This window comes from Limosilactobacillus gastricus DSM 16045 (assembly GCF_001434365.1).
In the GTDB taxonomy this organism is placed as follows: Bacteria; Bacillota; Bacilli; order Lactobacillales; family Lactobacillaceae; genus Limosilactobacillus; species Limosilactobacillus gastricus.
Window position 1 is genome coordinate 1 of the sequence record NZ_AZFN01000022.1, and the last position, 24,536, is coordinate 24,536.

Annotated in this window: 28 protein-coding genes; 19 read left to right on the forward strand and 9 right to left on the reverse strand. The window is 42.6% G+C overall.

Going from position 1 to position 24,536, the window contains the following annotated elements:
* Positions 1 to 35: 35 nt before the first annotated feature.
* Together FC60_RS07505 and FC60_RS07510 are read right to left on the reverse strand one after the other, a co-directional pair.
* Complete coding sequence (locus FC60_RS07505; RefSeq protein ID WP_056937797.1) at positions 36 to 866, reverse strand: hypothetical protein; 831 nt, start codon at positions 864 to 866, stop codon at positions 36 to 38.
* A 327-nt stretch (positions 867 to 1,193) separates the two neighbouring features.
* Entirely contained in the window at positions 1,194 to 2,765 is a 1,572-nt protein-coding gene (locus tag FC60_RS07510; RefSeq protein WP_056937798.1) for an Nramp family divalent metal transporter, read from the reverse strand.
* A 245-nt stretch (positions 2,766 to 3,010) separates the two neighbouring features.
* On the opposite strand from FC60_RS07510, the gene FC60_RS07515 reads away from it, so the two are divergent.
* The 5 genes from FC60_RS07515 (at position 3,011) to FC60_RS07535 (ending at position 7,946) form a co-directional block, all read left to right on the forward strand.
* A complete protein-coding gene (locus FC60_RS07515; protein WP_056937799.1) occupies positions 3,011 to 3,529 on the forward strand; it encodes a TetR/AcrR family transcriptional regulator in 519 nt (172 codons plus the stop codon).
* A gap of 92 nt (positions 3,530 to 3,621) precedes the next feature.
* Complete coding sequence (locus FC60_RS07520) at positions 3,622 to 4,077, forward strand: arginine repressor (protein ID WP_056937800.1); 456 nt, start codon at positions 3,622 to 3,624, stop codon at positions 4,075 to 4,077.
* Positions 4,078 to 4,218: 141 nt separating this feature from the next.
* Positions 4,219 to 5,433 (forward strand): MFS transporter, encoded by a 1,215-nt coding sequence (locus tag FC60_RS07525; RefSeq protein WP_056937801.1) that lies wholly within the window; start codon positions 4,219 to 4,221, stop codon positions 5,431 to 5,433.
* A gap of 17 nt (positions 5,434 to 5,450) precedes the next feature.
* Complete coding sequence (gene gtfA, locus FC60_RS07530) at positions 5,451 to 6,908, forward strand: sucrose phosphorylase (RefSeq protein ID WP_056937802.1); 1,458 nt, start codon at positions 5,451 to 5,453, stop codon at positions 6,906 to 6,908.
* A gap of 90 nt (positions 6,909 to 6,998) precedes the next feature.
* Positions 6,999 to 7,946: a LacI family DNA-binding transcriptional regulator gene (locus FC60_RS07535; protein ID WP_056937803.1), complete on the forward strand. Its 948-nt coding sequence runs from the start codon at positions 6,999 to 7,001 to the stop codon at positions 7,944 to 7,946.
* Positions 7,947 to 8,010: 64 nt separating this feature from the next.
* On the opposite strand, the gene FC60_RS07540 is transcribed toward FC60_RS07535, so the two are convergent.
* The gene (locus tag FC60_RS07540) at positions 8,011 to 8,205 is read right to left on the reverse strand and encodes an LBP_cg2779 family protein (RefSeq protein WP_056937804.1); all 195 of its coding nucleotides are present in this window, start codon (positions 8,203 to 8,205) and stop codon (positions 8,011 to 8,013) included.
* Positions 8,206 to 8,361: 156 nt separating this feature from the next.
* On the opposite strand from FC60_RS07540, the gene FC60_RS07545 reads away from it, so the two are divergent.
* The 3 genes from FC60_RS07545 (at position 8,362) to FC60_RS07555 (ending at position 10,013) form a co-directional block, all read left to right on the forward strand.
* Positions 8,362 to 8,982 carry an LVIS_2131 family protein gene (locus tag FC60_RS07545; protein ID WP_056937805.1) on the forward strand — a complete coding sequence of 207 codons (621 nt, stop codon included), beginning with the start codon at positions 8,362 to 8,364 and terminating at the stop codon, positions 8,980 to 8,982.
* Positions 8,983 to 9,075: 93 nt separating this feature from the next.
* Positions 9,076 to 9,633 (forward strand): elongation factor P, encoded by a 558-nt coding sequence (gene efp, locus FC60_RS07550; protein ID WP_007122205.1) that lies wholly within the window; start codon positions 9,076 to 9,078, stop codon positions 9,631 to 9,633.
* 53 nt (positions 9,634 to 9,686) lie between these two features.
* Positions 9,687 to 10,013 (forward strand): DUF7671 family protein, encoded by a 327-nt coding sequence (locus tag FC60_RS07555; RefSeq protein ID WP_056937806.1) that lies wholly within the window; start codon positions 9,687 to 9,689, stop codon positions 10,011 to 10,013.
* On the opposite strand, the gene FC60_RS07560 is transcribed toward FC60_RS07555, so the two are convergent.
* Positions 9,987 to 10,343 carry a DUF488 domain-containing protein gene (locus FC60_RS07560; protein ID WP_056937807.1) on the reverse strand — a complete coding sequence of 119 codons (357 nt, stop codon included), beginning with the start codon at positions 10,341 to 10,343 and terminating at the stop codon, positions 9,987 to 9,989. The genes FC60_RS07555 and FC60_RS07560 overlap by 27 nt on opposite strands.
* Before the next feature lie 52 nt (positions 10,344 to 10,395).
* Between FC60_RS07560 and FC60_RS07565 the strand changes: the two genes are divergently transcribed.
* The 5 genes from FC60_RS07565 to FC60_RS07585 all read left to right on the forward strand — a co-directional run bounded on the left by FC60_RS07565 (position 10,396) and on the right by FC60_RS07585 (position 15,434).
* Positions 10,396 to 11,034: a DNA-3-methyladenine glycosylase gene (locus tag FC60_RS07565; protein WP_056937808.1), complete on the forward strand. Its 639-nt coding sequence runs from the start codon at positions 10,396 to 10,398 to the stop codon at positions 11,032 to 11,034.
* Between the two features lie 16 nt (positions 11,035 to 11,050).
* Complete coding sequence (locus tag FC60_RS07570) at positions 11,051 to 12,361, forward strand: NCS2 family permease (RefSeq protein WP_056937809.1); 1,311 nt, start codon at positions 11,051 to 11,053, stop codon at positions 12,359 to 12,361.
* 112 nt (positions 12,362 to 12,473) lie between these two features.
* Positions 12,474 to 14,375: a M13 family metallopeptidase gene (locus tag FC60_RS07575; protein ID WP_056937810.1), complete on the forward strand. Its 1,902-nt coding sequence runs from the start codon at positions 12,474 to 12,476 to the stop codon at positions 14,373 to 14,375.
* The gene (locus FC60_RS07580; protein WP_056937811.1) at positions 14,369 to 14,878 is read left to right on the forward strand and encodes an O-acetyl-ADP-ribose deacetylase; all 510 of its coding nucleotides are present in this window, start codon (positions 14,369 to 14,371) and stop codon (positions 14,876 to 14,878) included. Before FC60_RS07575 ends, FC60_RS07580 begins: the two co-directional genes overlap by 7 nt.
* A 70-nt stretch (positions 14,879 to 14,948) precedes the next feature.
* On the forward strand, positions 14,949 to 15,434 hold the full coding sequence (locus FC60_RS07585) for an ECF transporter S component (RefSeq protein ID WP_056937812.1): 486 nt from the start codon (positions 14,949 to 14,951) through the stop codon (positions 15,432 to 15,434).
* A 158-nt stretch (positions 15,435 to 15,592) separates the two neighbouring features.
* Here the strand turns inward: FC60_RS07585 and greA are convergent, their stop codons facing one another.
* Positions 15,593 to 16,066, reverse strand: a complete 474-nt coding sequence (greA, locus tag FC60_RS07595) for a transcription elongation factor GreA (protein ID WP_056937814.1) — start codon at positions 16,064 to 16,066, stop codon at positions 15,593 to 15,595.
* A gap of 70 nt (positions 16,067 to 16,136) precedes the next feature.
* Here greA and FC60_RS09770 point away from each other — a divergent pair, with 70 nt between their 5' ends.
* Both FC60_RS09770 and FC60_RS09775 read left to right on the forward strand, forming a co-directional pair.
* Positions 16,137 to 16,271 carry a hypothetical protein gene (locus FC60_RS09770; protein ID WP_268871582.1) on the forward strand — a complete coding sequence of 45 codons (135 nt, stop codon included), beginning with the start codon at positions 16,137 to 16,139 and terminating at the stop codon, positions 16,269 to 16,271.
* Positions 16,272 to 16,335: 64 nt separating this feature from the next.
* On the forward strand, positions 16,336 to 16,458 hold the full coding sequence (locus FC60_RS09775) for a hypothetical protein (protein WP_268871583.1): 123 nt from the start codon (positions 16,336 to 16,338) through the stop codon (positions 16,456 to 16,458).
* A 68-nt stretch (positions 16,459 to 16,526) separates the two neighbouring features.
* On the opposite strand, the gene FC60_RS07605 is transcribed toward FC60_RS09775, so the two are convergent.
* The 3 genes from FC60_RS07605 to FC60_RS07615 are packed head-to-tail and all read right to left on the reverse strand — an operon-like array spanning position 16,527 to position 18,078.
* Positions 16,527 to 16,754 carry a hypothetical protein gene (locus FC60_RS07605; protein WP_040467890.1) on the reverse strand — a complete coding sequence of 76 codons (228 nt, stop codon included), beginning with the start codon at positions 16,752 to 16,754 and terminating at the stop codon, positions 16,527 to 16,529.
* An 18-nt stretch (positions 16,755 to 16,772) separates the two neighbouring features.
* A complete protein-coding gene (locus FC60_RS07610) occupies positions 16,773 to 17,279 on the reverse strand; it encodes a YbhB/YbcL family Raf kinase inhibitor-like protein (RefSeq protein ID WP_056937815.1) in 507 nt (168 codons plus the stop codon).
* Positions 17,280 to 17,289: 10 nt separating this feature from the next.
* A complete protein-coding gene (locus FC60_RS07615; protein WP_056937816.1) occupies positions 17,290 to 18,078 on the reverse strand; it encodes a tyrosine-protein phosphatase in 789 nt (262 codons plus the stop codon).
* A gap of 190 nt (positions 18,079 to 18,268) precedes the next feature.
* Between FC60_RS07615 and FC60_RS07620 the strand changes: the two genes are divergently transcribed.
* The 4 genes from FC60_RS07620 (at position 18,269) to FC60_RS07635 (ending at position 22,986) form a co-directional block, all read left to right on the forward strand.
* Positions 18,269 to 19,435, forward strand: a complete 1,167-nt coding sequence (locus FC60_RS07620) for a galactokinase (protein ID WP_056937817.1) — start codon at positions 18,269 to 18,271, stop codon at positions 19,433 to 19,435.
* Positions 19,436 to 19,456: 21 nt separating this feature from the next.
* Positions 19,457 to 20,905, forward strand: a complete 1,449-nt coding sequence (locus FC60_RS07625) for a UDP-glucose--hexose-1-phosphate uridylyltransferase (RefSeq protein ID WP_056937823.1) — start codon at positions 19,457 to 19,459, stop codon at positions 20,903 to 20,905.
* A 17-nt stretch (positions 20,906 to 20,922) separates the two neighbouring features.
* Positions 20,923 to 21,885 carry a LacI family DNA-binding transcriptional regulator gene (locus FC60_RS07630; protein WP_056937818.1) on the forward strand — a complete coding sequence of 321 codons (963 nt, stop codon included), beginning with the start codon at positions 20,923 to 20,925 and terminating at the stop codon, positions 21,883 to 21,885.
* 156 nt (positions 21,886 to 22,041) lie between these two features.
* Positions 22,042 to 22,986 carry an L-lactate dehydrogenase gene (locus FC60_RS07635; RefSeq protein WP_056937819.1) on the forward strand — a complete coding sequence of 315 codons (945 nt, stop codon included), beginning with the start codon at positions 22,042 to 22,044 and terminating at the stop codon, positions 22,984 to 22,986.
* 46 nt (positions 22,987 to 23,032) lie between these two features.
* On the opposite strand, the gene FC60_RS07640 is transcribed toward FC60_RS07635, so the two are convergent.
* Positions 23,033 to 24,427 (reverse strand): MFS transporter, encoded by a 1,395-nt coding sequence (locus tag FC60_RS07640; RefSeq protein ID WP_056937820.1) that lies wholly within the window; start codon positions 24,425 to 24,427, stop codon positions 23,033 to 23,035.
* Positions 24,428 to 24,536: the final 109 nt, after the last annotated feature.

Genomic DNA, 24,536 nt, shown 5'->3' on the forward strand with positions numbered 1-24,536 from the left:
TTTACAACCTATTAAAACATTACACTACCTTTATTTTATTGAGTGCCAGTATTGTTATTATTATTGGCTCCAGCATTAGAATCACCAGTTTGACCGGTCGAACCTTGGTTATTGTTGGTCCCATTACTATCATTTGTGGAAGCCTGTGTACTTGAAGGTTGCGTAACGGATGATTGAGTAGTTTGGTTATTTTGGTTGGTCGTCGTTTGATTATTGTTGTTATAACGATAAGTATAGGTAGTAGTACCAGTACTGCTTGTGCTGTCTGTATCAGTATCACTACTTGAAGAACTACTTTTCTTACTACTGGAGCTCTTCTTACTACTACTCTTATGACTAGATGAGGAACTAGTTGTCGTAGTCGTGCTATCTGAACTAACGGGATTCTGTTGGCGAACCATAAAGATGACGACCATGATCAATAAGATCGCCAACATGACCGTTAGCGCGATCCGAAATAGGGATTTACCCGCTGATTTTTTCGGTTGGTGATTTTTAGGTGCTTGGTGGCCATGCTGATGGTGGCTATTAGCCGATTGGGTTGGCCGGTAAGTAGCACTAGCTTGTGGGGCCGGTTGATCACCTTGTTGATGGCGAACGGAAGAACGACTCATGGGTTGTTCATTCGCATTAGTAGTCTCTTCTGTCCGTAAGTTTTCCCGCCTTGAGGATGCAGTGGCCTTGGGTGCTGGTGCAGACTTTGAATCGGGTTTGATTTGTGACCAGAAACCTTTGGCTGAGTCCATCAGTTCTTGGGTCGTTCCCTTTTTATTACTTCGGTTTCGTGACCGGCGTGAGTTGGTATTTGTCTCGGGAGAATCATATAGTTCAACCCGGGAACGTTTCTTGTGATTATTGTTATCCACGTTGGTTCACCTCGCTCTAAGTTGTGTTGATAATTATACCATGATTGCAAAGAAAAACCGATTAGGATGGGAAATCGCTAATCGGTTCGCGCTAACCAGTCATTAATTGGGAGGAAACTGGTTAGCAAAGAAGAAAATCAATTGGGGATGGTTATTACTATACCGATAAGGAGTGAAAAAGGTGTGAACTTAAATAATTATCAATGTGAAATTAAATTAAGGATCTCTAAACATAACGAAGCAGGGGAAAGCAATAAGGGTGGGAAGAAATGTCAATTAGCATTTCTTCCCACCCGCTTATGTGTAGCATGAAATAAGTGTTTTAAATTATTCTTCAGTTGTTTCCCATGGGTGCGCCACTCGATTAGCAGCTAAGCGCCGATCCCCACGAATGATATCAATTGTTGTCCAGGCTAATAGTAGCAGAATCAAAATGATCGTTATCCAGGCAAGGATGTCAGATAAGGACTTATTCCAAATTCCAAAACCTTCAAAGGTTGATGGTAAGTTGTAAAGGTTGAGGAAAGTTAAGCCGATTACTGAAATCCAACCTAGAATTTGGGTAATCCAAGAGTTCTTGAATTGGCCCATTTCAGCTTTACTATTTGTCATTAATAGTAAAGGTAGCATCGAGAATGGAAGGGCAAAAGCCAAGAAAACTTGAGAATTTTCCATTAACATGTTGATGGCTTGGTGTTGTTGAATTTCAGTCTCGCCTGCTGTCATGAGAACGCAGAGAACGACTGGAACCACTGAAAGTAATCGGGTCACGAGACGCCGGGCCCAGAGTGGCATTTTCAAATGAATAAAGCCTTCCATGATAACTTGCCCCGTTAAAGTTCCCGTGATAGTGGAATTTTGACCAGAAGCTAAGAGGGCAACCGCAAAGAGGGTTGAAAGGACCCCTGATTTAGCAACTGAAATTAAGATCGGGTTGCTTAACATCGAAGTATTATTTAAAGCTTCATAGAGGCCAAAGAAGGAAGTGTCTGAAACGGCGCCACTCTTGAAAACAGCGACCCCCACGATCAGTAACAAAGAATTAACCACAAAGGCCAGACTTAATTGGATGTTTGAATCCCAAGTGGTGAAACGGACCGTTTGCTTAATATCATCAGCATCCGTGTGATCAATTTTCCGGGTCTGCGAAATTGCGGAGTGCAAGTAAAGGTTATGCGGCATCACGGTGGCCCCAATAATCCCGAGCGATCCCGATAATGGTGAAATTCCATTAACAACAGGATGTTGGGCGATGGCTTCTGGGGTTGGAACAAGACCGGCGATGACACCCCCCCAATTGGGGTTGGATAAAATTACCTCATACAAAAAGACAAATAAAATGACAAGTATGAGGCAGGCAACGATGGCTTCAATTTTCCGAAATCCAATTTTAGTCAATAGTAAAAGAACCATGACGTCGAGCACTGTAATCATGACGGCCCAAATGATTGGAATATGGAATAAGAGGTTCAAAGCAATCGCCGCCCCAATAACTTCGGCAATATCTGTAGCCATGATGGCTAGCTCAGTCATAATCCAAAGAATAACTCCTAACGCCTTCCCTGTACGAGCTCGAATGGCCTGAGCAAGGTCCATTTCACTTACGATACCAAGTTTGGCAGCCATGGCTTGCAAGAGCATCGCAATCAAACTTGAAATCAGGATGGTCGTCATAAGGGTGTATTGAAAACTTTGGCCCCCGGTGATTGAAGTTGACCAGTTACCCGGATCCATGTATCCAACAGCGACAAGCGCACCAGGACCTGAGTAAGCTAACAGGGTCTTTAAGAAACCTTTTCCGCGCGGAACTTCGACCGTTCCGTTAATTTCTTCTAATGATTTACCATTAGTATGGGAAATTAACTTTGGCGCGCGGAGTTTGTTTTGTGTGTTTTTCACATCAAAACCACCTTTCCGTATATTAAATTGTCGAGTGCGCAAATTCTTCAAATTTTGCACCGAAGTAAGATTAACACAAAAAAAATGATAAGGCAACGGCTAATTGCCCGTCTGACGGCATTCGTGGCGGTTAACATTGAAAGAGTTTTCATGGGATCTTCATTCCGATATTCTGGTGATTTTGGATAGTTGGCAAGTATTTACTTGAATTTTTATGATAAAATACGAATGAAAGGAGGGGTAAAATGCCAACGGAGACGTTTTTAAATTTAGATCCGAACAAACAATCACGCATTATTCAGGCGTGTTTGCATGAATTTGGTACCCGTCCCTTATCGGAGGCTCAAGTAGCGCCAATTGTTAAAGAAGCTAAAATTGCCCGGGGATCCTTTTATAAGTATTTTGAGGATTTAACGGATGCTTATCAATACGTGTATGGGATTGCATTAAGAGAAATCCATAAGGGGATTCGTCCGCCTGATCGTGGTCACGGTCAAGTGAGTGATTATTTAGCCCAAGTCACGAATTTTTTAGACCAAAGTCACCAGAGTGGTTATTATGATCTAATCCGTCAACATTTACTGCATAACGAAGAACGGATTCCCCCTCGTCCGCAAGCAGTACCGATGGAGTTATCACCACAAAATTGGGCGGTTGGCGTTTTGGTGCACACCACGATTAAAGAGTGCGTCCGGGAACCAAAAGATCAAGCGGCCAAGTTAGAACGGTTAGCCGCAGTTTTAACTAAATTATTAGCTCAATAAGTTTATAAGCACAGACTTGGTTAGCTCAAAAGACATCATTTTTAAAATCTGCTATATTAGTAGTATTAAATTTAATAATCGGAGTAGAGAAGATGGATTTTCGGACACGTCGTGCGCTAATTAAAGATTTAATCAAAGAACGCGAGATTAGTACCCAAGAAGAACTAATGGAACTAGTGGCCCAACACGGTGTTCAAGCGACCCAAGCGACGATCTCGCGTGATTTACAACATTTAAATATTGTGAAGGTGATGGGCCAACAAGGCCGGACTTATTATGCTCAACTCCAAGAAACCCCAATGGCTTTAAATGAACGGCTAGTTGAAGCAATTCGCCATCGGGTCGAAAGCGTGACAACGGTTCAGTTTATGAATGTCGTTAAGACCACCCCCAATTCTAATTTTGCGATGATCGTGGCGGGGGAATTTGATGGAGACGAGAATGAAAAAATTGTCGGCACCCTAGCGGGAAACGACACTTTAATAATTATTAGTCCCGATGAAGAAGCCGCTCGATCCGTCGCGGAATTCATCAATCAATACCTGTAATTGAAATTGTGGAGAAAGTTAATTTCTTCACAATTTTTCTTTTTCCGCCTAGATACTATTGACCTTTAGTGACCGTAATGATAAGATTTTATGGATTTGATAAACGTTTATCAAATAGCAAAAAGTAGGAGAAAAAGAGAATTGAATAGTAAAAATTCTTTGGTTACGAAGCTGGCCTTCTTGTCAGTTTCGTTTGTTATTACGAGTGCGTATGCTGTCCAAGGGTCATTGCCACAATTGAAAGCGGCGTTGCATATTTCGCAGACTCAATCCGAGTATATTGCAACGACGCCTTCTTATGCCGTAATGGTTTTCGTCGTCTTATCACCACTGTTACAACAATGGTTTAAGATTTCAGATAAGAAGATGATTATGGCTGGGGTAACGGTTGTTGGGGTTGCTGGGTTGATCCCCATGTTTGTTTCTAACTATCCGGTAATCTTATTGTCACGGTTATTGTTAGGGGCCGGGTTTGGTTTATACAATTCCCAATGTATCTCAATGATTTCGGTTTGGTATGATGGTGATGTCCAATCACAGATGCTTGGTTGGCGGGCTGCTGCCGAACAAATCGGACAAGCCTTTTGTCTATGGGTTGCTGGTTTATTTTTAACCTTCTCTGGCAACTGGCACATGCCATTCTTGGTTTACGCCCTAGCCTTTATCGTCTTAGTATTCTTTGCTTGGCGAGTTCCCGATGATTCAGCAGTACAACGGGAAGCGGCTGATGAAGCCAAAGAAGCTGAAACCGCTGTTGAGGATAATGGGGTTACGAAGATCAGTCCTTTGGTGTACGTCTTAGTATTGTTTGCTTTTGTCCTATGTATTGACTATGTTGGTTTGGAAAACCGGTACTCAGGATTAGCGGTTGCTATTAAGGGGGCTCAATATACTGGAGCTTCTAACTTCTTATCCTTGATGTTGATTGGGGCCACATTAGGTGGTTTATTCTATGGGACCATTCATAAGTATCTTGGTTTTGGGACGGTATATTTAGGTCTTGGTTTAATGGCCTTAGCTAATTTCATGATTGGTTTAGCTGGGCATAATTTCTGGATTTTAACCGCTGGTCTGTTGATGGTTGGATTCCCATTACAGTTAGTTTCCCCGATGATTTTTGACCTCTTGCCTGGTCTAGCGCCAGCTAAGAATCAACCAATGGCCACCTCATTGGTCTTGATTGGTTTTAATTTTGGGGCCGCTTTCTCACCAACGGTTGCTGAATGGACTAACAGGTTATTAGGGAAGCCTTTATCAGGTTTTGATTTAGCAGCACCTTTCCCATACTACGGAGCTTTATTAGTCATTATTGCAATTATTATTTTTGTTTCACGTCGGTCATCGACGAAGCGTTAATTTGGAGGTTTTAACAAATGCCAATTGAAAATAAAACGATGTTAATTACCTATTCTGATTCAATGGGTAAAGACATTAAAGAAACTCATGAAATCTTAAAGGAATACATCGGCGACGCCATTGGTGGGGTGCACTTATTACCATTCTTCCCATCAACTGGTGACCGTGGTTTTGCCCCATATGACTACACAGTGGTAGACTCTGCTTTTGGTAACTGGGATGATGTTGAAGCCATGGGTGAAGATTACTACTTGATGTTTGACTTCATGATCAACCATATTTCCAAGAAGTCGGTTCAATACCAAGACTTCAAGAAGAACCATGATGATTCCAAGTACAATGACTTCTTCATTCGTTGGGAAAAATTCTGGGAAGCAGCAGGTCCTAACCGTCCAACGCAAGAAGATGTAGACAAGATCTACAAGCGTAAAGACAAGGCCCCAATGCAAGAAATCACTTTTGATGATGGGACCACGGAACATTTATGGAACACCTTTGGTGAAGAACAAATTGATATCAATGTTAAGAGCAAGGTAGCCAATGAATTCTTTAAGACGACTTTAATTGATATGGTTAAGCATGGTGCCGATTTGATTCGGTTGGATGCTTTTGCCTATGCTATTAAGAAGGTTGATTCCGATGACTTCTTTGTGGAACCAGAAATCTGGGACTTATTGAATGAAGTACGGGACATTTTAGCGCCTTACCAGGCGGAAATCTTGCCAGAAATTCATGAACACTACTCCATTCCTGCTAAGATTTCAGATCACGGTTACTTCGTTTACGACTTTGCTTTACCAATGACAACCCTTTACACGCTTTACTCCGGCAAGACTAACCGCTTGGCTAAGTGGTTGAAGATGTCGCCAATGAAGCAATTCACGACTTTAGATACTCATGATGGGATCGGAGTGGTTGATGCACGTGATATCTTAACTGATGACGAAATCGACTACGCTTCTGAAGAATTATACAAGGTTGGAGCTAACGTTAAGAAGAAGTACTCTTCTGCTGCATACAACAATTTGGATATTTACCAAATTAATTCTACTTATTACTCAGCCCTTGGTGACAATGACAAGGCCTACTTGCTTTCGCGGGCTTTCCAAGTCTTTGCACCAGGAATTCCAATGGTTTACTACGTTGGTTTGTTAGCTGGTTCTAACGATTTGGAATTATTAGAAAGTACCAAAGAAGGGCGGAACATTAACCGTCACTACTACAACAAGGACGAAATCGCGCAAGAAGTTCAACGGCCGGTAGTTGCGAACCTATTGAAGTTGTTGGCATGGCGGAATGAATTTGCGGCCTTTGACCTCAATGGTTCCATTGATGTCCAAACACCAAGTGAAACTACCATTACGATTACGCGTAAGGATGCCAGTGGTGATAACGTTGCGGTCTTAACCGCTGACGCTGCTAACAAGACCTTTACGATTACGGCCAATGGCGAAGTAGTTATGGAACAAAATTAAGATCAATATGAAGTGAGATTTTGGTCTCACTTTTTTTATTGCCAGATTTTTGGCATAATAACAAGTAATTAAAATAATGAGGATGAATAAGTGGTTGCGAAATTAAGTGATGTGGCACGACTGGCTGGGGTTTCGGTTACGACGGTGTCACGGGTTATTAATAACTATAGTTCGCTGAGTGAAAAAACAATTCAAAAAGTTCACGCCGCCATGCGGGAATTAAACTATCAGCCCAATGCTCTAGCTCGAGCGATGCAAGGGAAGGGATCTAAGTTTGTGGGCCTAATTTTACCCAACTTAACGAATCCCTTCTATGCGGAACTAAGTAACGAAATCGAATATCAATTATTCCAACGGGGCTACAAGACGATTATTGCTTCTTCGGCTGAGAACGAAGCAATTGAGCATGAATATCTTGCGATGCTGTCTGCAAATCAAGTTGATGGAATCATTTCTAGTTCGCATAACTTGGCGATTAAGGAGTATCAACAACTTTCTGCCCCGATCGTTTCCTTTGATCGCCGTTTGGCGGAAACTATTCCGACAGTTACTTCGGATAACTATCAGGGTGGCCAACTCGCTGCTCAGTATTTAGCCGATCATGGTTGTCAAAAAATTGCCGTTTTAATTGATGAAGATCGGTCTTACTCGCCAACGGTTAATCGACTTCAAGGAGCGGTTGACTATTTAACGCAAGTTCATCTACAGGCTGATCCACTCGATGTTAATGACCTCGATTTAAGGGCAGTATTTCCCGGGGAATATGATGGAGTGGTGGCCCCCAATGATCTTTTGGCCATGCAAATAATTGAGGTCTTTAAAACCGCTAATCGGCAATTAGGAAGGGATTGTTGGATAGTTGGGTATGATGGGTCGCAATTAATCCAAAAGTTAGCTCCTCAGCTACCAACGATTGTTCAGCCAAGTCATCAATTGGCTATGCGATTAATCGAGATTTTGATGCACCAGATTCAAGGGCTGCCCATTGAACCAGAATTGATGAATCCATTACCCGTGTATCTACACAGTGGAGAATAAAAATGAGGTCGAAAAGAAACGAAAATTAGTTTCCTTCCGACCTCCTGTTAGTTAAACAAAAAGATTAGCCATGGTAAGATTGCATGAAGCGGCGTAATAAACCAGTTTCTTCTTCAGTGGCTTGGGCAGAAGAAGAAGACTTAATATCGTGAACCCGTTCGACCGAGAGTTGGCTTCCTAAAGCAACTTCGTTATCGTTTAATTGGTGTTCCTTTTCAAAATCAATTAATTCTAAGGCTAATTCAGTAAAGTTTGTCATGCTATTCTCCTCGAGTTTTGAAATCACTATAAGTCTATTATAGATGATTTAACAAACTGAATATAGATGAATTTACGGATTTTTCGGGATTTATGATCGTTATCGGGATCTAAATAATGATACAATGAACTTATCAAACAATAAGGGGTTAAGATTATGAGTTGGAATTGGTTAGGTTGGCTACTATGGATCGCCGCAATTGCCTTTCTCGTTTATGTGATTCATTATATTCGAGTCAAGCAGTTAATGTTAATTGCTAAGACACACCAACGATTCGAAAAGGGACTCTTTTTCCGTTACGTCGTCTTAGTAGTCATTGCCATAGCTTGGCTAGGTTTTATGGGGTATGCTACGTGGTTCCGGCCGGTATCATATGCTGATAGCAGCGCGGTTACTACCAAGACGACTTATACGGCCTTGCAATTGTCCAGTAGTGGCAATGATTACTATTACGTGCGAGTTAATCACAGTAATGCCGGTAACCATGGTGTCGTTTCTTATACTTATCAAACCCAGGACGGGAACTATACTACCAGTGCCTACTTTAGTTCCTTAGCCGATGGGAATAATGTTTTACCGGCGACGGCGATGGACTTACCATGGAATAAGAAAAAGTTAAACCAAACGGATACCCAAACGGGACACGCTTTCGTGGCAACGATGACGGTCCGGTATAAGAATACCCTGATGAATGGAATTGGGATTCGGGCCAATCATATTGCCATCCAATATAACTTAATTCGGATTCCAAGTGATGATATGGAAATCCAGAAGTAGCACCATTCCGAAAGCGATCTAGTTATGTTATAATGATTCTTGGTGATTTTACTGGGGAAACCTAGTTAAAGAAAAGATGTAAGGAGATTTGTCATGATTCAAACAATTGATTTGAAAAAAGGGATGGTTTTTGAAAAGGACGGCAAATTATTAAAGGTGCTTTCAATTAACCACCACAAGCCAGGTAAGGGTAACACCTTGATGCAAATGGATATCCAAGATTTGCGGAGTGGTTCAATTGTGCACACAACGATGCGGCCTTCAGAAAAGGTTGAACAAGTGAACGTGGACAAGCGAAACGCTCAATATCTTTACGATGAAGGAAACAGTTCGGTCTTCATGGATCTGGAAACCTATGAACAATACGAAATCGATGGGGCCCAAATTCAAGAAGAAAAGAAGTTCATGGTTGAAAACATGCAAGTTCAAATGGACTTCGTGGGTAGTGAATTAGTCGGGGTTGAATTACCAGTGACAGTTACCTTAACGGTTGCTGATACCCAACCAATGGTTAAGGGAGCCACTATCGATGGTGGTGGAAAGCCAGCTACGATGAACACTGGCGTTGTGGTTCAAGTGCCTTCCTTTATTAAGAATGGTGACGAAGTAATCGTTAATACGACTGACGGTAGTTACAAGTCCCGGGCATAAAGCAAGGAAAATTAAAAAGGTCGAGAAGTTCTCGGCCTTTTAATATGTGAACGATGGGAAAAAAAGATCAATATAAAGTTTTAAAATTATATGGGATTCCAGTCGATGCAGATCCATCGGGGAATTATCAATTACGCGCTGATGCTAATGATCAAATTAAGGTCCATAGCTGGCGGATTGGTAAGCATACCAAGGGTAAATATACGGGCCCTGGGCAGTTAATGTTAACGGAAAATAATCTAACGGTCGTCATCTTAAAAGCTGAACCAATGGCTTTTAAGGATCGGCATCAAGAAGTACCCATGCAACGTTTCTTGACGGTTCAGGTTACGGATGAGGTATTAGCGAGGGGCTTAGGCTTGCTCAAGGAGTTCCTTTAGGACCACGGCTTGATTGTGCTGCTCATTTTTAGCGCCGTACAATAAGATGACATTTTGGATAGTCAAGTGGGTTTTAACTAGTTGTTTAAAATCCGCTAGGTCCGGATTGGCAGCTAGTTCATCGAGATAGCGTTGTTTAAATTCTGGATATTTAGCATCTTCATGGTTAAACCATTTTCTTAAAGGCGTACTGGGGCCAATGGTTTTAGCCCACGTATCTAAGTGAGCATTGACTTTTGATATTCCTCGTGGCCAAACACGGTCAACTAAAATACGATAACCGTCAAGATCGGCTGGTTTGGTATAAATACGTTCGATTTTAATTTGCATGATCATTCACCTCTTGGGATTATCATAGCTGAAAGTAGTCGAGGATGAAAGTATGGATGCTTATCAAGCATATTTTTCTAGCCAACCAACGACTGTCATTGCACAGGATCTATTGGGACGCTTATTAATTTATGATAGTGATCAAGGTCACTTCGCAGGTTATATTGTCGAAACTGAGGCTTATTTAGGCGTCAAAGATTCAGCTTCCCACGCCTTTAACCATCGACGGACCAACTATTCAGAATCGCTTTATGGCGATCCAGGTGACCTTTATATTTACCAAATTCGCGCCAATTATTGTTTTGATGTGGTGGTGCAAGCTCGGAATGAACCGCAAGGAATCCTCATTCGGGCAATTGAGCCGCTCGCCAATCTAGATCAAATGGCAAAAAACCGTCATCAAACGGGGGTTAATTTAACAAATGGTCCTGGAAAGGTGATGCAAGCTTTGGGGATTCAAGATCGTCATCTTGATGGTTTACCAATGGATCAAGCCCCTTTGAAGATAGATCTTAGTCAGCGCCGGCAACCGCAAAAGATTATGGTGACCCCGCGGATTGGGGTTAATCAAGATGGTGATTCGGGCAAAGATCTTTGTCGTTTTTATGTTTGGGGCAATCCCTACGTTTCAAAAAGTAAGCGTCGTGATGACGATCATGATCATCACGGTTGGCTAAAGAAAGAAAATTAATTTGGAGGTTTTGTTCGTGTCAGCGATCAGTAAATATTTTAAATTTGCAGAATTAGGGACTAATTATCGGCGGGAAACCTTAGCCGGTTTTACGACCTTTATTTCAATGGCTTACATTCTATTTGTTAACCCGAGTGTCTTAGGGGCGGCCAAGATGAATACGGGAGCGGTCTTTACTGCTACTGCCCTAGCCAGTGCTTTTGGGTGTTTGATGATGGGGATTCTCGCCCGTTATCCAATTGCCACGGCACCGGCTTTGGGAATCAACGCTTTTTTTGCTTACTCCGTATGTATTGGGATGGGAATTAGTTGGCAAACCGCTTTAGCCGGGGTTTTTGTAGCGTCAATTATTTTCATTATTATTACCATCTTTAAGTTGCGTGAAGCGATTATTGATGCGATTCCAAGTGACTTAAAGTATGCAATTTCAGCGGGAATCGGCCTATTTATCGCCTTTATTGGTCTTCACCAAGGTGGCTTAGTTGTAGCCGATAAGTCAACGGTTGTGACCTTAGGTTCCTTTACGACGCCAACCACCTGGTTAACGATCATTGGCTTATTAGTAACGGCTGTTTTGATGGTGATGAACGTCCCAGGAAGTATCTTTATCGGCATGGTAGTGACAGCGACCGTTGGCTTATGTTTAGGCTTAATCCCAATGCCAACGCATCTATTATCTGCTGCGCCTAGTTTAAAGCCTACCTTTGGGGTGGCCATTAGTCACTTAGGTGATATTAATACGGTTCAACTATGGGTAGTGGTTTTGACCTTCTTGTTAGTAACTTTCTTTGATACGGCCGGGACCTTAGTTGGTTTAGCTCAACAAGCTGGGTTTATGAAGGATAATAAGATGCCACGGGTTGGGCAAGCCTTAGTGTCGGATTCTAGTGCCATGTTCGTCGGCTCGATTCTGGGGACTTCCCCAGTTGGGGCTTACGTGGAATCATCGGCGGGGATCGCCGTTGGTGGTAGGTCTGGTTTTGCATCTGTAGTAACGGGATTGCTCTTTATTGTTGGGATGTTTTTCTCGCCACTACTCACGGTGGTGACGGATCAAGTGACCGCCCCAGCTTTGATCATTGTCGGCGTCTTAATGGCTCAAAACCTCCGGCAAATTGCTTGGGATAAGTTGGAAATTGCCATTCCAGCCTTCCTGATTGTGTTGGGGATGCCTCTAACTTATAGCGTTTCTGATGGGATGGCCTTAGGTTTAATCACCTACCCAATTACGATGATTGCTGCTAAGCGAGGAAAAGAAGTGCATTCAATCATGTATGGTTTGTTCTTCATCTTCATTATTTTCATTTGGGTCTTAAATTATAAGTAAACATTTTTAAATCTCCGGTAGTCTTGGTGCTGCCGGATTTTTTGGTCATATTAATGTTACTTTGTCGTTAATTATAATAAAATAGGTGCAATTAAAATTAAGGAGTAGGCAGATGACAGTTGATTTACAAGCAGTGAAAACAGATCTCTATGAAGCCGTAAACGGAGAGTGGTCTAAAACGGCCCAAATTCCAGCTGATCGACCAGCAACGGGGGGCTTTCAGGATTTAGTTATTGACATTGAAAAACTCTTGATGGATGACTTGGAAAAGTTTGCGTCGGGTGAAAAAGAGCTTCCTAATGAACAAATGGCTCAAGCCGTCAAGCTTTACCAGTTGGCTTTAGATTTTGATCGGCGGGCCAGTGAAGGAACTAGTCCGCTTCAAGTTGAGTTAGATCAGATTGAAGCTTTACAATCTTATGAAGATTATCAATCAATTTGGCACGACTGGTTATTAACGGGGAATCCCTCACCGGTGGACTTTGATCTTGATACAGATATGAAGAATGCTAAAGTATATGGCCTGTACGCTGGCGCTCCGACCTTAATCTTGCCAGAAAAAAATTACTATGCAGATGACAATCAACAGGGTCAAGCCCTCTTGCAGGTTTGGACGACAATGGCCGAAAAAGTTTTGGTAATGGTTGGGTACGATCAAGAAACCGCGCAAAAACTAGTATCAGAAACGAAGGCCTTTGATGCACGCTTGGTACCGCATGTTAAGAGTGCTGAAGAACGAGCTGATTATAGCAAGATGTATAACCCAATGACGGTGACTGAATTCGCTCAAGCAACGGAGCAATTATCATTGTCGGAAATCATCAAGTCCTTAATTAAGACGACTGAAGCTAAGGTAATCGTCACCGAACCGGCGTATTTCCAAGCTTTAGATCAAATTTTGGCAGACCATTTTGCGGAATTTAAGAGTTGGTTGACCGTTAAAACGATCCTTGGTGATGCCAGTGTCTTGACCGATGATCTGCGGATTGCAAGTGGTGAATATTCACGAACCCTTTCAGGCAGTCAAGAAGCCGTTAATCATCAAAAATTTGCCTATTACTTTACCATGTCCTATTTTGGTCAAGTGATTGGTAAATATTATGGAGAAACCTATTTTGGTCCTGAGGCGAAGGCCAATGTCGAATATATGGTCCACCAGATGATTAAGGTGTATCAAGAACGGTTAGAAAATAATGATTGGTTAAGTCCGGCGACCCGGCAACAGGCAATTGTAAAGTTAACCCATCTCGGGGTTCAAGTTGGTTATCCCGAAAAATTACCGGCTTACTATGAGCAACTAAAGATTGATACCGGGAAATCCTTGTTAGCTAATGCGATTACTTTAAGTCAGCAACTTAAAGCCGAAAGTTTTAGTCGTTGGAATCAACCAGTTGATCAAACCCGATGGGAAATGAGTGCGGCGACAGTTAATGCCTATTACCATCCATTTATGAATATTATCGTCTTCCCAGCAGCCATTCTCCAAGCGCCATTTTACAGCTTGCAACAAACGAGTAGTCAAAATTATGGAGGGATTGGGGCGGTAATTGCCCATGAAATTTCCCATGCCTTTGATAATAACGGCTCCCTCTTTGATGAATACGGGAACTTAAAGAATTGGTGGACTGAAGAGGACCAAAGTCACTTCAAGGCTTTAGCTGAAAAGATGGTTAAGGAATTTGATGGCCTCCCATACGCGGGACAAAGTGTGAATGGGAAACTAACAGTTTCGGAAAACATCGCGGATGCCGGAGGCCTGAGTTGTGCCCTTTCAGCGGCGCAAGAAGAAGCTGATTATAATGCTCAAGCCTTCTTCTTAAATTGGGCACGCGTTTGGCGGATGAAGGCGACTGAACAATACATGCAACTTTTGTTATCGATTGATGTCCATGCCCCTAATAAATTACGGGCCAACGTTCAAGCTCAAAATCTGACCGAATTCTATCCGGCATTTGATATCCAACCTGGTGATCAAATGTATCTGGAACCAGATCAACGGGTGCAAATATGGTAGCCATAACCGTCAAATTAGGCGATATTACACAATCTAAAGTAGATGCGATTGTTAATGCCGCCAACACTACTTTGCGTGGTGGCGGTGGCGTTGATGGGGCAATTCATCGAGCGGCCGGTCCCGCCCTTGATTTGGCTTGTGCAAAACTGGGGGGCTGTCCGACTGGTCAAGCGCGAATCACGCCTGGTTTCAATCTGCCTGCTAAGTATATTATTCATACTCCGGGACCGATTTGGGTGGATGGTCACCATCAAGAAGCGGAGTTATTGGCGGATTCATATCGGAATAGTTTACAACTAGCCTTGTCATATGGTTGTCAAACGGTAGCTTTTCCTTCGATTAGTACTGGGGTTTATCATTTCCCATTAGAGCGAGCAGCCACGATTGCTGTGAAAACCATGTTTGATTTCCTGGGAAATCAAACAACGATTAAGCAAGTTTGGATAGTAGCTTTTGATCCGGTCACGGCTAAAGTGTATCGAAACAAAATTGACGAATTTTAACGATAGGCTTTACAGTTGGCGTTTGCACCTTGTAAGGTAGTTCTTAAAAACGAAGCAAGGGGGCTTCTTAATGCGAACTACGAACATTCGAAAAATTACGATCTCAGCGATGTTGATGGCCTTGTTAATCATTTTTGGTCGGGTTTTCCTGATTCCAATTCCATGGACTCATGGGAATGTTAACTTATGTGATGCTGCCGTTCTTCTGGCTAGTTTACTCTTTGGTAAATGGTACGGTGGTACGGTTGGTGGTTTTGGAGCCCTCTTGCTAGACTTAATTTCTGGTTATGCTAATTTTGCTCCATTTTCATTTTTAGCTCATGGCCTAGAAGGTTTTTTAGCCGGATGGCTTTACACGAGGACGCATAATCGTTTCTTGGCACTGGGTGTTGGCATTGTGGTTATGGTTGCCGTTTACGTGGTCGCAAATGGCGTGCTATACACTTGGGTTGCTGGAATCCTTGGGATTGGAACGGATTTATTACAAGGAATTATTGGAGCGGTGGTGGCCGCGTTAGTATACCAACCCTTAAAACGGTGGGGAAACAATGAATAAGCTAATTGATTTTCTGATCTTCATTGTAACGGCCTTGTTTATGTTAATCTTGGACGATAATTTTACTGGGCTTGTTAGTAATAACCATCATTATTGGAATCATATTTTAGGATGCAAAAAGCTGGACAAGAAACTAATCTATGTTTCTATCCAGCTTTTTAAACTAGTTCAATTTTGATAATCTTAACTTGATAAGTGAAGTCTGGTGCGTTAACGGTCACGATTTTGCCGACTGATTGATGCATAATGGCACTACCGAGGGGTGATTCATATGAGATTTTTCCTTGATTAACATCAGCTTCTTGACGTCCGACCACTTGGTAGATCATTTCTTCTTGATCTGATAGATCTGCTAAGACGACTTTTGTGCCGATTTCAACTATTTTAGAATCTGTTGGTTCAATCACCTTAGCATATTTTAACTGTTTATTTAAAAAGCGGAGCCGGCTATCAATATGACGTAAATCGCGTTTAGCAGTACTATATTCAGTGTTCTCGGACAAATCGCCTAAAGCTCGGGCAGCCTTTAAGCGGGCCACGAGGGTAGGACGCTGTGACTTTAATTTAGTGATTTGGCTTTCGATTTCCTGATAATCAGTAATCGTCATTAGTTGATAATAGATTTCGGGCATGAGTTCTGCTCCTTACTAGATTAGGGTTATAATAACAAAAAAGAATTTAAATTTCAGGGAGCGGTTGAAGATGAGTATTGAAATTCCCACTAATATGGAAGAGGTGGCCATGAAGGTGGCTCAACAACAAGTTCGTGGCAATAATATTACGGTTGATCAGGTCATTCAAACAGCGATTCAAGAAACCATGCAGACTCTTAGATAATGCGCTCGATGGTCACTATGATGAGGTTAAGTGGCAAGATCAGGCCTTGGTGGTGATTGATTTTATGGGGGAACAAGTTGGTCAAGTCACTAGTGAAACGAGCTTGGTTGATGAATTTAAGGCCAATGCTGATCAACTAACGGATCGCTTAGCTCAAGCCACTGAACAAATTGTTGGCGGTAGATAAAATCAGCTTTATGGCATTGTAATTAAAGACGCGAGATTCGAGAAAATGTTTTCGAATCTCGCGTCTTTTTAGTTGAGGCGTTTTTTAACTTGGTAAGGTTGTGCCGCTTCATGATCGGCTGGCTTGGTATCCTTAGCATAAAAGATGGCATACTCTTCGTCATGCGGGCCTTTAGCGATTACTAATTCATCATCAATTTGTTTTTCGCGAAAAATTTGTCCTTGCCGAACTGCTTCATCATAATCATGAACATTAGCAATTGAGTCAGCAGGATTAAAAAAGATTCTTGTAGGCATAAGATAATTCTCCTTTGTTTAGGCGCGACTAGGAATGGTCAACTTGGCTTTTGCTAAGATGTGTCCTTGGGCAGCCTTTAAAAATTCGTTCAACCAGAAACCTTCTGATAAAGGCAACTCCTGATCGAGCGCATAAACCGTTAGCGTATAATCATGATTTTGATCCGGTGGTTGGGGACCGACGTAGCCGGTGGTAATCTGAGGATCGCCATTGACGAGACTGCCAGCATTACTATTGTTACCTTGGACAAACTGACCAGTCAGTTTCCGGCTAGCGTCATCAGGGATCTGGGTCCACGTAACTGGAAGGTTAGTTGCTAACCAGTGAATCCAAGTGAAACCGCAGACGGGAGTAGAGTCATAGTCAATGAAAACTAAGGCATAGGCTTTCGTTGCTGCCGGCGCCTCCGTAATATCGATGGGAAAAGAATGCACCGGATGGTCAGCTAATAAATCTGCTGTCGGTGCATATTTACCATATTGATCGGGTAAGAGTCCGTTAATTAATGGAACCGAAATTTTCATGGTGGCCTCCTTAGTCATCTAAATAGAGCGTCCGTAAATCTTTTAAGTCGGTTGCACTTAACTGCAAAGCATCCCTTAAGAAACGCTGAGTTGAACCATAGTTAGTGTAAATCTCTTGGATGGCAGAGTTCAGGTAATCCAAAGAAACGCCAGCTAATTGAGCGTAATTATCGATAAAGGTTTGGGTTGCTCCCTGATCTTTTAATTCATTCAACCGGTCATCAATCCATTGTTTGGTGGTTTGATTTGTTAAGAGATAATCTTGTTCGATAGTTTTTTGGTCTACCCCTAAGGCGCTTAGTACAAGATATGCGCCAATTCCGGTACGATCTTTCCCAGCTTGGCAATGGAAGATGACGGCACCATCTTCGGGAGTTTCCAGAAGATAAGTAAAGAAATTTCGATAGGCCTTAGTAGCGCTATCTAATTCGGTCATGAGCCGGTAAACCTCCCGCATATGTTTCGACCCGGTATTTGGTTTAATGTTCATCACGGGTTCGAGTTCGGAGGTGCGTTTGGAAGCTTCAGTTAAATCAGTTCCAAAAACGGGCTCATGATGAAAATGAGTGCCTTCGGGGATGCGGTCCGGTAAGGAGTCAACTTCGCGGGGGGAACGTAAATCAATATCATGGGTGAGATTGAATTGTTGCAGGTAGGTTAAATCATTGGCCGATAGCCGCCCGAGAGCTCCAGAACGAATTAATTTTCGCCATTTGACGGTGCGACCATCGGTTGTTTGATAGCCCCCTAGATCACGGAAATTTTCGCCATCATTAATTGATAATAATCGTTGAGTCATTAGTGGCTCCTTTCAAACTTGCTTATAAGTTGATTATACAAGCTTTTTAGATGAGTGCCAAAAATCATGCCGGTCAAAAATTCTAAATTTTAATAAAAATGTAAGCGCTACCTTGACTGATTTAATGGGCAATAGTAAGATGAACAAGTAAAAGATTTTACTTAATTTTACTTAGAAGTGAGGAAAAAACATGGATAAAGCAGAATTATTAGCAAAGTATCAAGACCTCTTTCAAGTACCAGGAGACGATGTCTTCTTCTCACCAGGACGGATTAATGTGATTGGTGAACATACGGATTATAATGGCGGACACGTTTTCCCATGTGCTATTAGTCTAGGCACCTATGGGGTTTTTGGTAAGCGTGATGATCAAGAAGTGCACCTTTATTCTGGCAACATGGAGGGTGATGAGGTTGTTTTTGACCTTAATGATGACCAACCGGAAACGGATGATGATCGGAAGTGGGCTAATTACTTTAAGGGGATGTTGGTTTACTTAAAGCAAGGTGGCTTTACAATTGATCAAGGTTTCAACCTCTATGTATATGGAAATCTTCCTTATGGAGCAGGACTCTCATCTTCAGCTTCAATTGAATTATTAATGGGGAATGTTTTAAAAGATGAATATAAGCTGGAGATTGAACAACTCGATCTCGTCAAATTAGGCCAAAAAACCGAAAATGATTTCGTTGGTTTAAATTCAGGAATTATGGACCAATTTGCGGTGGGAATGAGCAAAAAGGATAATGCCATTTTCCTCGACTGTAACACTTTGGAATATGAGTACTTGCCATTGAACTTAGGTGATTACGAAATCGTCATTATGAGTACGAACAAGAAGCACTCACTTGCCGGGTCAGCTTATAATGATCGGGTGGCCGAATGTGGTGAAGCTGTGAAACGGCTCCAACAAAAGTTAGATATTCAGACTTTAGGTGAATTAGACGAACACACCTTTGATGAATACTCATACTTAATTAATGACGAATTGTTAATTAAACGGGCTCGGCATGCGGTCTTAGAAAACGGCCGGACCTTGCGAGCTACGAAAGCGATGCAAGATGGTGATTTGAAAAAATTAGGCCGCTTAATTAATGCCTCCCACGTTTCCTTACACTATGATTATGAAGTTTCGGGAACGGAACTAGATACCTTAGCAGAAGCAGCCTGGGCCCAACCAGGAGTGCTGGGGGCTCGGATGATCGGTGGTGGCTTCGCTGGGAGTGCGATCGCCATTGTCAAGAAAGATCAAGCCGAAAACTTGAAGCAAGCCGTTGGTAAGATTTATCGGGACAAAGTAGGTTATGATGCTAGTTTTTACGATGCGGAAATTGTTGACGGACCACACAAGATTTAAGAGATGAAGGGATCGATGAAGATGGGTGTAATTAGTCAATATGCAGATCAGGTAATTGCCAGTGGCGCTTATGAACCGCTGGATCGCAATTATGTCATGAATAAAATCCGAGGATTAGTTGGTGATGAGGACGTCGCGGTAAGTGATGGCCGATTAGTCGATCAATTAGTGGAACTCGCGATTGCTCATGGAGCCATTGAAGACAGTGTAACTGACCGTTCAATTCTTAATGATCAATTATTTGATTTGATGACCCCAAGCCCAGCGCGGGTTAATGCGCGCTTTTGGGAAGATTATCATCGGAGTCCCCAAGAAGCGACTGATCATTTTTACCAACTTTGTACAGAAAATGATTATGTCAAAGTCGCAGCAATTAAAAAGAATATTGAATTTGTTAAAAAGGTCCAAGATGGCAATGAATTAGAAATTACCATTAACCTCTCGAAACCAGAGAAGGACCCTAAAGCCATCCAAGCGGCAGCCCATGATACAGCGGTGAAATATCCCCAGTGTGCCCTTTGTATGGAAAATGAAGGATACAAGGGTCGCTTAGGTTATGCTTCACGGAGTAACCACCGGATTATTCGCTTGACGGTGGGTGGCCGTGAATGGGGTTTTCAATATTCGCCATATGCTTACTTTAATGAGCATTGCATCTTTTTATTAGCCCAACATGAACCAATGGAAATCAACCAACAGACCTTGGTTAACTTAGTTGAAATTGAGCAGACTTTCCCCCACTATTTTGTCGGGAGTAATGCTGATTTGCCAATTGTGGGTGGGTCAATGCTTGCTCACGAACACTATCAAGGGGGACGGCATACTTTCCCAATGATGAAGGCACCGATCAAGCAGGAATTGTCTTTCCTGGATTACCCAATGGTCACGGCCGGGATTGTTGATTGGCCAATGAGTGATCTGCGCTTAACCAGCTCCGATACGACGGCCTTAGTTAACCTAGGTAGCCACATTATGCGAACTTGGCAAAGCTACAGTGATCCAAGTTTGCAGATCAATGCGGGAACAGCAGACGACCGGCACCATACGGTCACCCCAATTATGCATCGAGATGGTGATCGATTTATCCTCGACCTGGTTTTGCGGGACAATAACACGACGGATCAATACCCACTAGGGATTTTCCATCCGCACGAAAAATTGTGGCACATTAAGAAGGAAAATATTGGGCTAATTGAGGTGATGGGACGAGCAATCTTACCAGCCCGGTTAAAAGATGAGTTAGCTGAAGTTAAGAAATATTGGTTACAAGATCCTAACGAAATTGCCGAAAATCACTTACCATGGGCTCAAGAAGTCCAAGCTCGACAAACGATTACGGCTGATAATGTTGAAGCAGTGCTTGAACAAGAAGTGGCTCAAGTCTTTAGTGATGTCCTAGCTGATGCGGGAGTCTTTAAGCGTAATGCAGATGGTGAAGCTGGTTGGCAACGATTCATTCAACAGTTGTAAATTGAGGAGATGATCAGATGGCAGTCACCTTAAAAAATATAGCGGATGAAGCGGGTGTCTCGTTAGCCACGGTTTCTCGGGTGTTGAATAACGATCCCCAACTATCCGTTAGCCCTGAAACACGAGAACGGATTGTCACGATTGCCCAACGATTGGACTATAATAAACGGCGGCGCCAATCACCGATTAACCGGCGTTTAGCGATCGTTGAATGGTATTCAACCGAGCATGAGTTATCGGATCTATACTATTTGAACCTACGGTTGAATGTGGAACGAGCTGCCCAAGAAGCAGGCTATTCTACGGCCACGGTCTTTGCAGGAAATTTGACTTCACTAGCCGATTCAGTAGATGGGATCGTTGCGATCGGGAAATATAGTGCCCGTCAATTAGAAAAAATGAAGCGCTATGCCGACGTGATTGTGGATGTGGATGGGGACGCATTAGCTCAATCTATCCCTTGTGTTGTACCAGACTTTGTTGGGGGTATTACCCAAGCGGTTGATTATCTAGCTCCCCAGCACCAGCGAATTGGGATGATTGCGGGTCAAGAAACGACCGGTGACCAAGAAACGGTGGTCGATTTACGGTTAAAGACCTTTGTTAATTTGATGCAGGAGCGCAAACGGCCGGACAATTTAACTTGGTTAGGGGATTATTCGGATCATAGTGGTTACGAGCAAATGCAAGCTATTTTACAACTACCAGTTGACCAACGACCAACTGCCGTCATCGTAGCCAATGATGCCATGTCCATTGGGGCTAATCGCGCCTTACAAGAAGATTCAGCGGCTGAGATCAAATTAATCTCGTTTGGAGACGTGGCTGGGGTTGCTAATTATATTTACCCACCCCTTGATGCGATTCATGTGCCGACTGATCAAATGGCCATGATCGGGATTGACCTAATTTCCAAGTACATGAACAATCAATTAGCGCCAGAACGCGTGGTGGTAGGGACACAACTCGTGACTAGGTAGCTTTAGATCATAAAGTGATAAGGAGGCATTAGAGCCTCCTTTTTTAGTCACTAAAAGGGAAAACTTAAATTTATTAAAAAAGACCTTTACAATCAACTTTGATCGCGTTACATTAGACTACAATTAAAAAATGATTAGAAAACGTGAGGCAGAAAGATGACAAGAAAAGTTGGTGTTATTGGTTTAGGTCACGTCGGGACAGCAATCGCGAATTATCTGTTAGTGACGGGAGCGGTTGACGAATTAGTCTTAGTCGATACTAATGAATTAAAGGTGAATGCGGAAGCGACTGATTTTGAGGATGCGGCTGCAAACTTAAATTGGCATAGCAAAGTGGTGGTGAATGATTTTGCGGCCTTGGCGGATGCAGATGTAGTTGTGTCATCTGTGGGGGCAATTAGCTTACAAAATGATGATGCTAAACATGATCGATTTGTTGAGCTTAAGTTTACCAGTCAGGCGGCTAAAGAAGTCGGAACCCACTTAAAGGAGGTTGGTTTTAACGGGGTACTGGTATCGATCACGAATCCGTGTGACGTGATTACGGCGCTATACCAACGCTTTACTGGTCTGCCAACTGATCAAGTGATTGGGACTGGGACATTGCTAGACTCGGCTCGGATGAAGAAGGCGGTAGGGCAAGCACTTGATATTGATCCGCGTTCGGTAACGGGCTATAACCTTGGAGAACATGGTAATTCGCAATTTACAGCTTGGTCCCAAGTTCGGGCCTTAGGTCATTCCCTGCCAGAATTAGCAGAAACCGAGGGACTGGATTTAGATGAATTAGCCGAAGTTTCGCGGGCTGGCGGTTACACCGTGTTCCACGGGAAACACTACACTAATTATGGGGTCGCTTCCGCAGCCGTCCGGTTAATCAACGTGATTTTAAACGATGCGAATGCAGAATTACCGGTTTCAAATTGGAATGAAAAGTACCAAACTTATCTTTCCTACCCAGCGGTTGTTGGTAATAATGGAGTGGTTCAACAATTAAAGCTAAATTTAACGGACGAAGAAGAACAGCAATTAGCTCAATCGGCTAATTACATTAAGACGCGTTTTGATGATGTTTATGCCAAACTAACCGCAAATGACTAAAAACTCGGCCCATAAGTGGGGCCGAGTTTTTAGTTGAGCAAGTAGGTTATTGCTTTGTTTTAGCTTGTAAATGGAAATTGTACCAAACGGTAATAGCGATAATAACCGCTAAGACAAACATCATAATAAAGTCTTGACGACCACCCAGGTAGGTGTGAAAAGCAATTGCACTGGTTGGTTTACTCCGTTGCTGGATAGAAATGAGAGCGGCCGAGAGACTCACGCTGATGGATCCAGCAAATTGTTGAACCATATTAAAAACAGAATTAACGTCAGCAGTTTCTTGCCGACTCACGACGGTGGAGGCGTTGGAGATGGTGTTAGCAAATGCCAGGTTAAAGCCAACCCGGATGACAATGTAAACTAACGAGATCATGAGAGGCGTTAGTAACGACTGTAAGCCCATGTAAAACCAGGTCCCAATAATTAATAAGTAGCTCCCAATACTGATCGGTAGACGGAAGCCAATGCGATCAGCGAGAGTGCCGGCAAAGGGGGAAGTGAAGGCGCCCGCAAAGGATCCGGGAAGTAAGATTAACCCGGCAATAAAAGAAGAACTATGCAGTACATAGATGGCATAAGTAGGAATAATAACAGAAAGACCAATGTTGATAAATTGCAAGCAGAAATAGGTGATGGTGGCTAAGGAAATCGAGCCATTTTTAAAAATTCTGAGATTAATTAACTCGGCTTTGCCAAAGTGGTTAACGCCAATAAAAACGACCAAGAAGAGGATGCCAAGTAGACACCAGATCCAAAAGTCTTGATTAAAGCCATGGCTACCTAATTGGGCGGTAGAATAAACAAAGGAGAATAGGGATAAACCGAGGACGAATAAGCCCAAGTAACTAAAGGGCTTGTCGTTACCCATTGGATGGTTGCGAATAGTTAATTGACCGATAATGGTCCCTAAGATGACAAAGGGGATAATGATCCAGAAGATCCAACGCCAGCTAAGACTAGTGGCAACGGCCCCACCGAAAGTTGGCCCTAAGGCGGGGGCAAAAGAAATCACCATCCCAGCAATCCCAGACATAACCCCTAATTTATTTTTCGGAATCTGGGTGAAAATTAAATGAAACATTAAGGGAGTCGAAAATCCGGTGGCAATTCCTTGAATCAGGCGTCCAACTAATAGGACCGGGAAATTAGGAGCGAGGGCACATAATAAACAGCCGATAATAAAGGCGATGCCCGCCGTCAAATGGAGCCAACGAGCAGCGTATTTCCGAATTAAATAGGCCGTGGTCCCCATGACGATGGTCACAATTAATAGATAACCAGCGGTGATCCACTGGACCATATCTAAAGAAATATGGAATTCATTACATAAAATTTGATAGGTAACGTTCATGGAAGTCTCGTTTAAGATTCCTAAAAAGGTGATTAAAGCAGTACTAAACAGGGCCCAATAAGTGGTTTTGTTGGTTGTTTCGGTCATAATTTGCCATCCTTCACAATAAAAACGGACTGATTAGCGATGGTCTTCGCAACAGTCCGTTTAGTAATTTTCTATTTTATTTTAATCAATTTAGGAATCGATTTCAAAC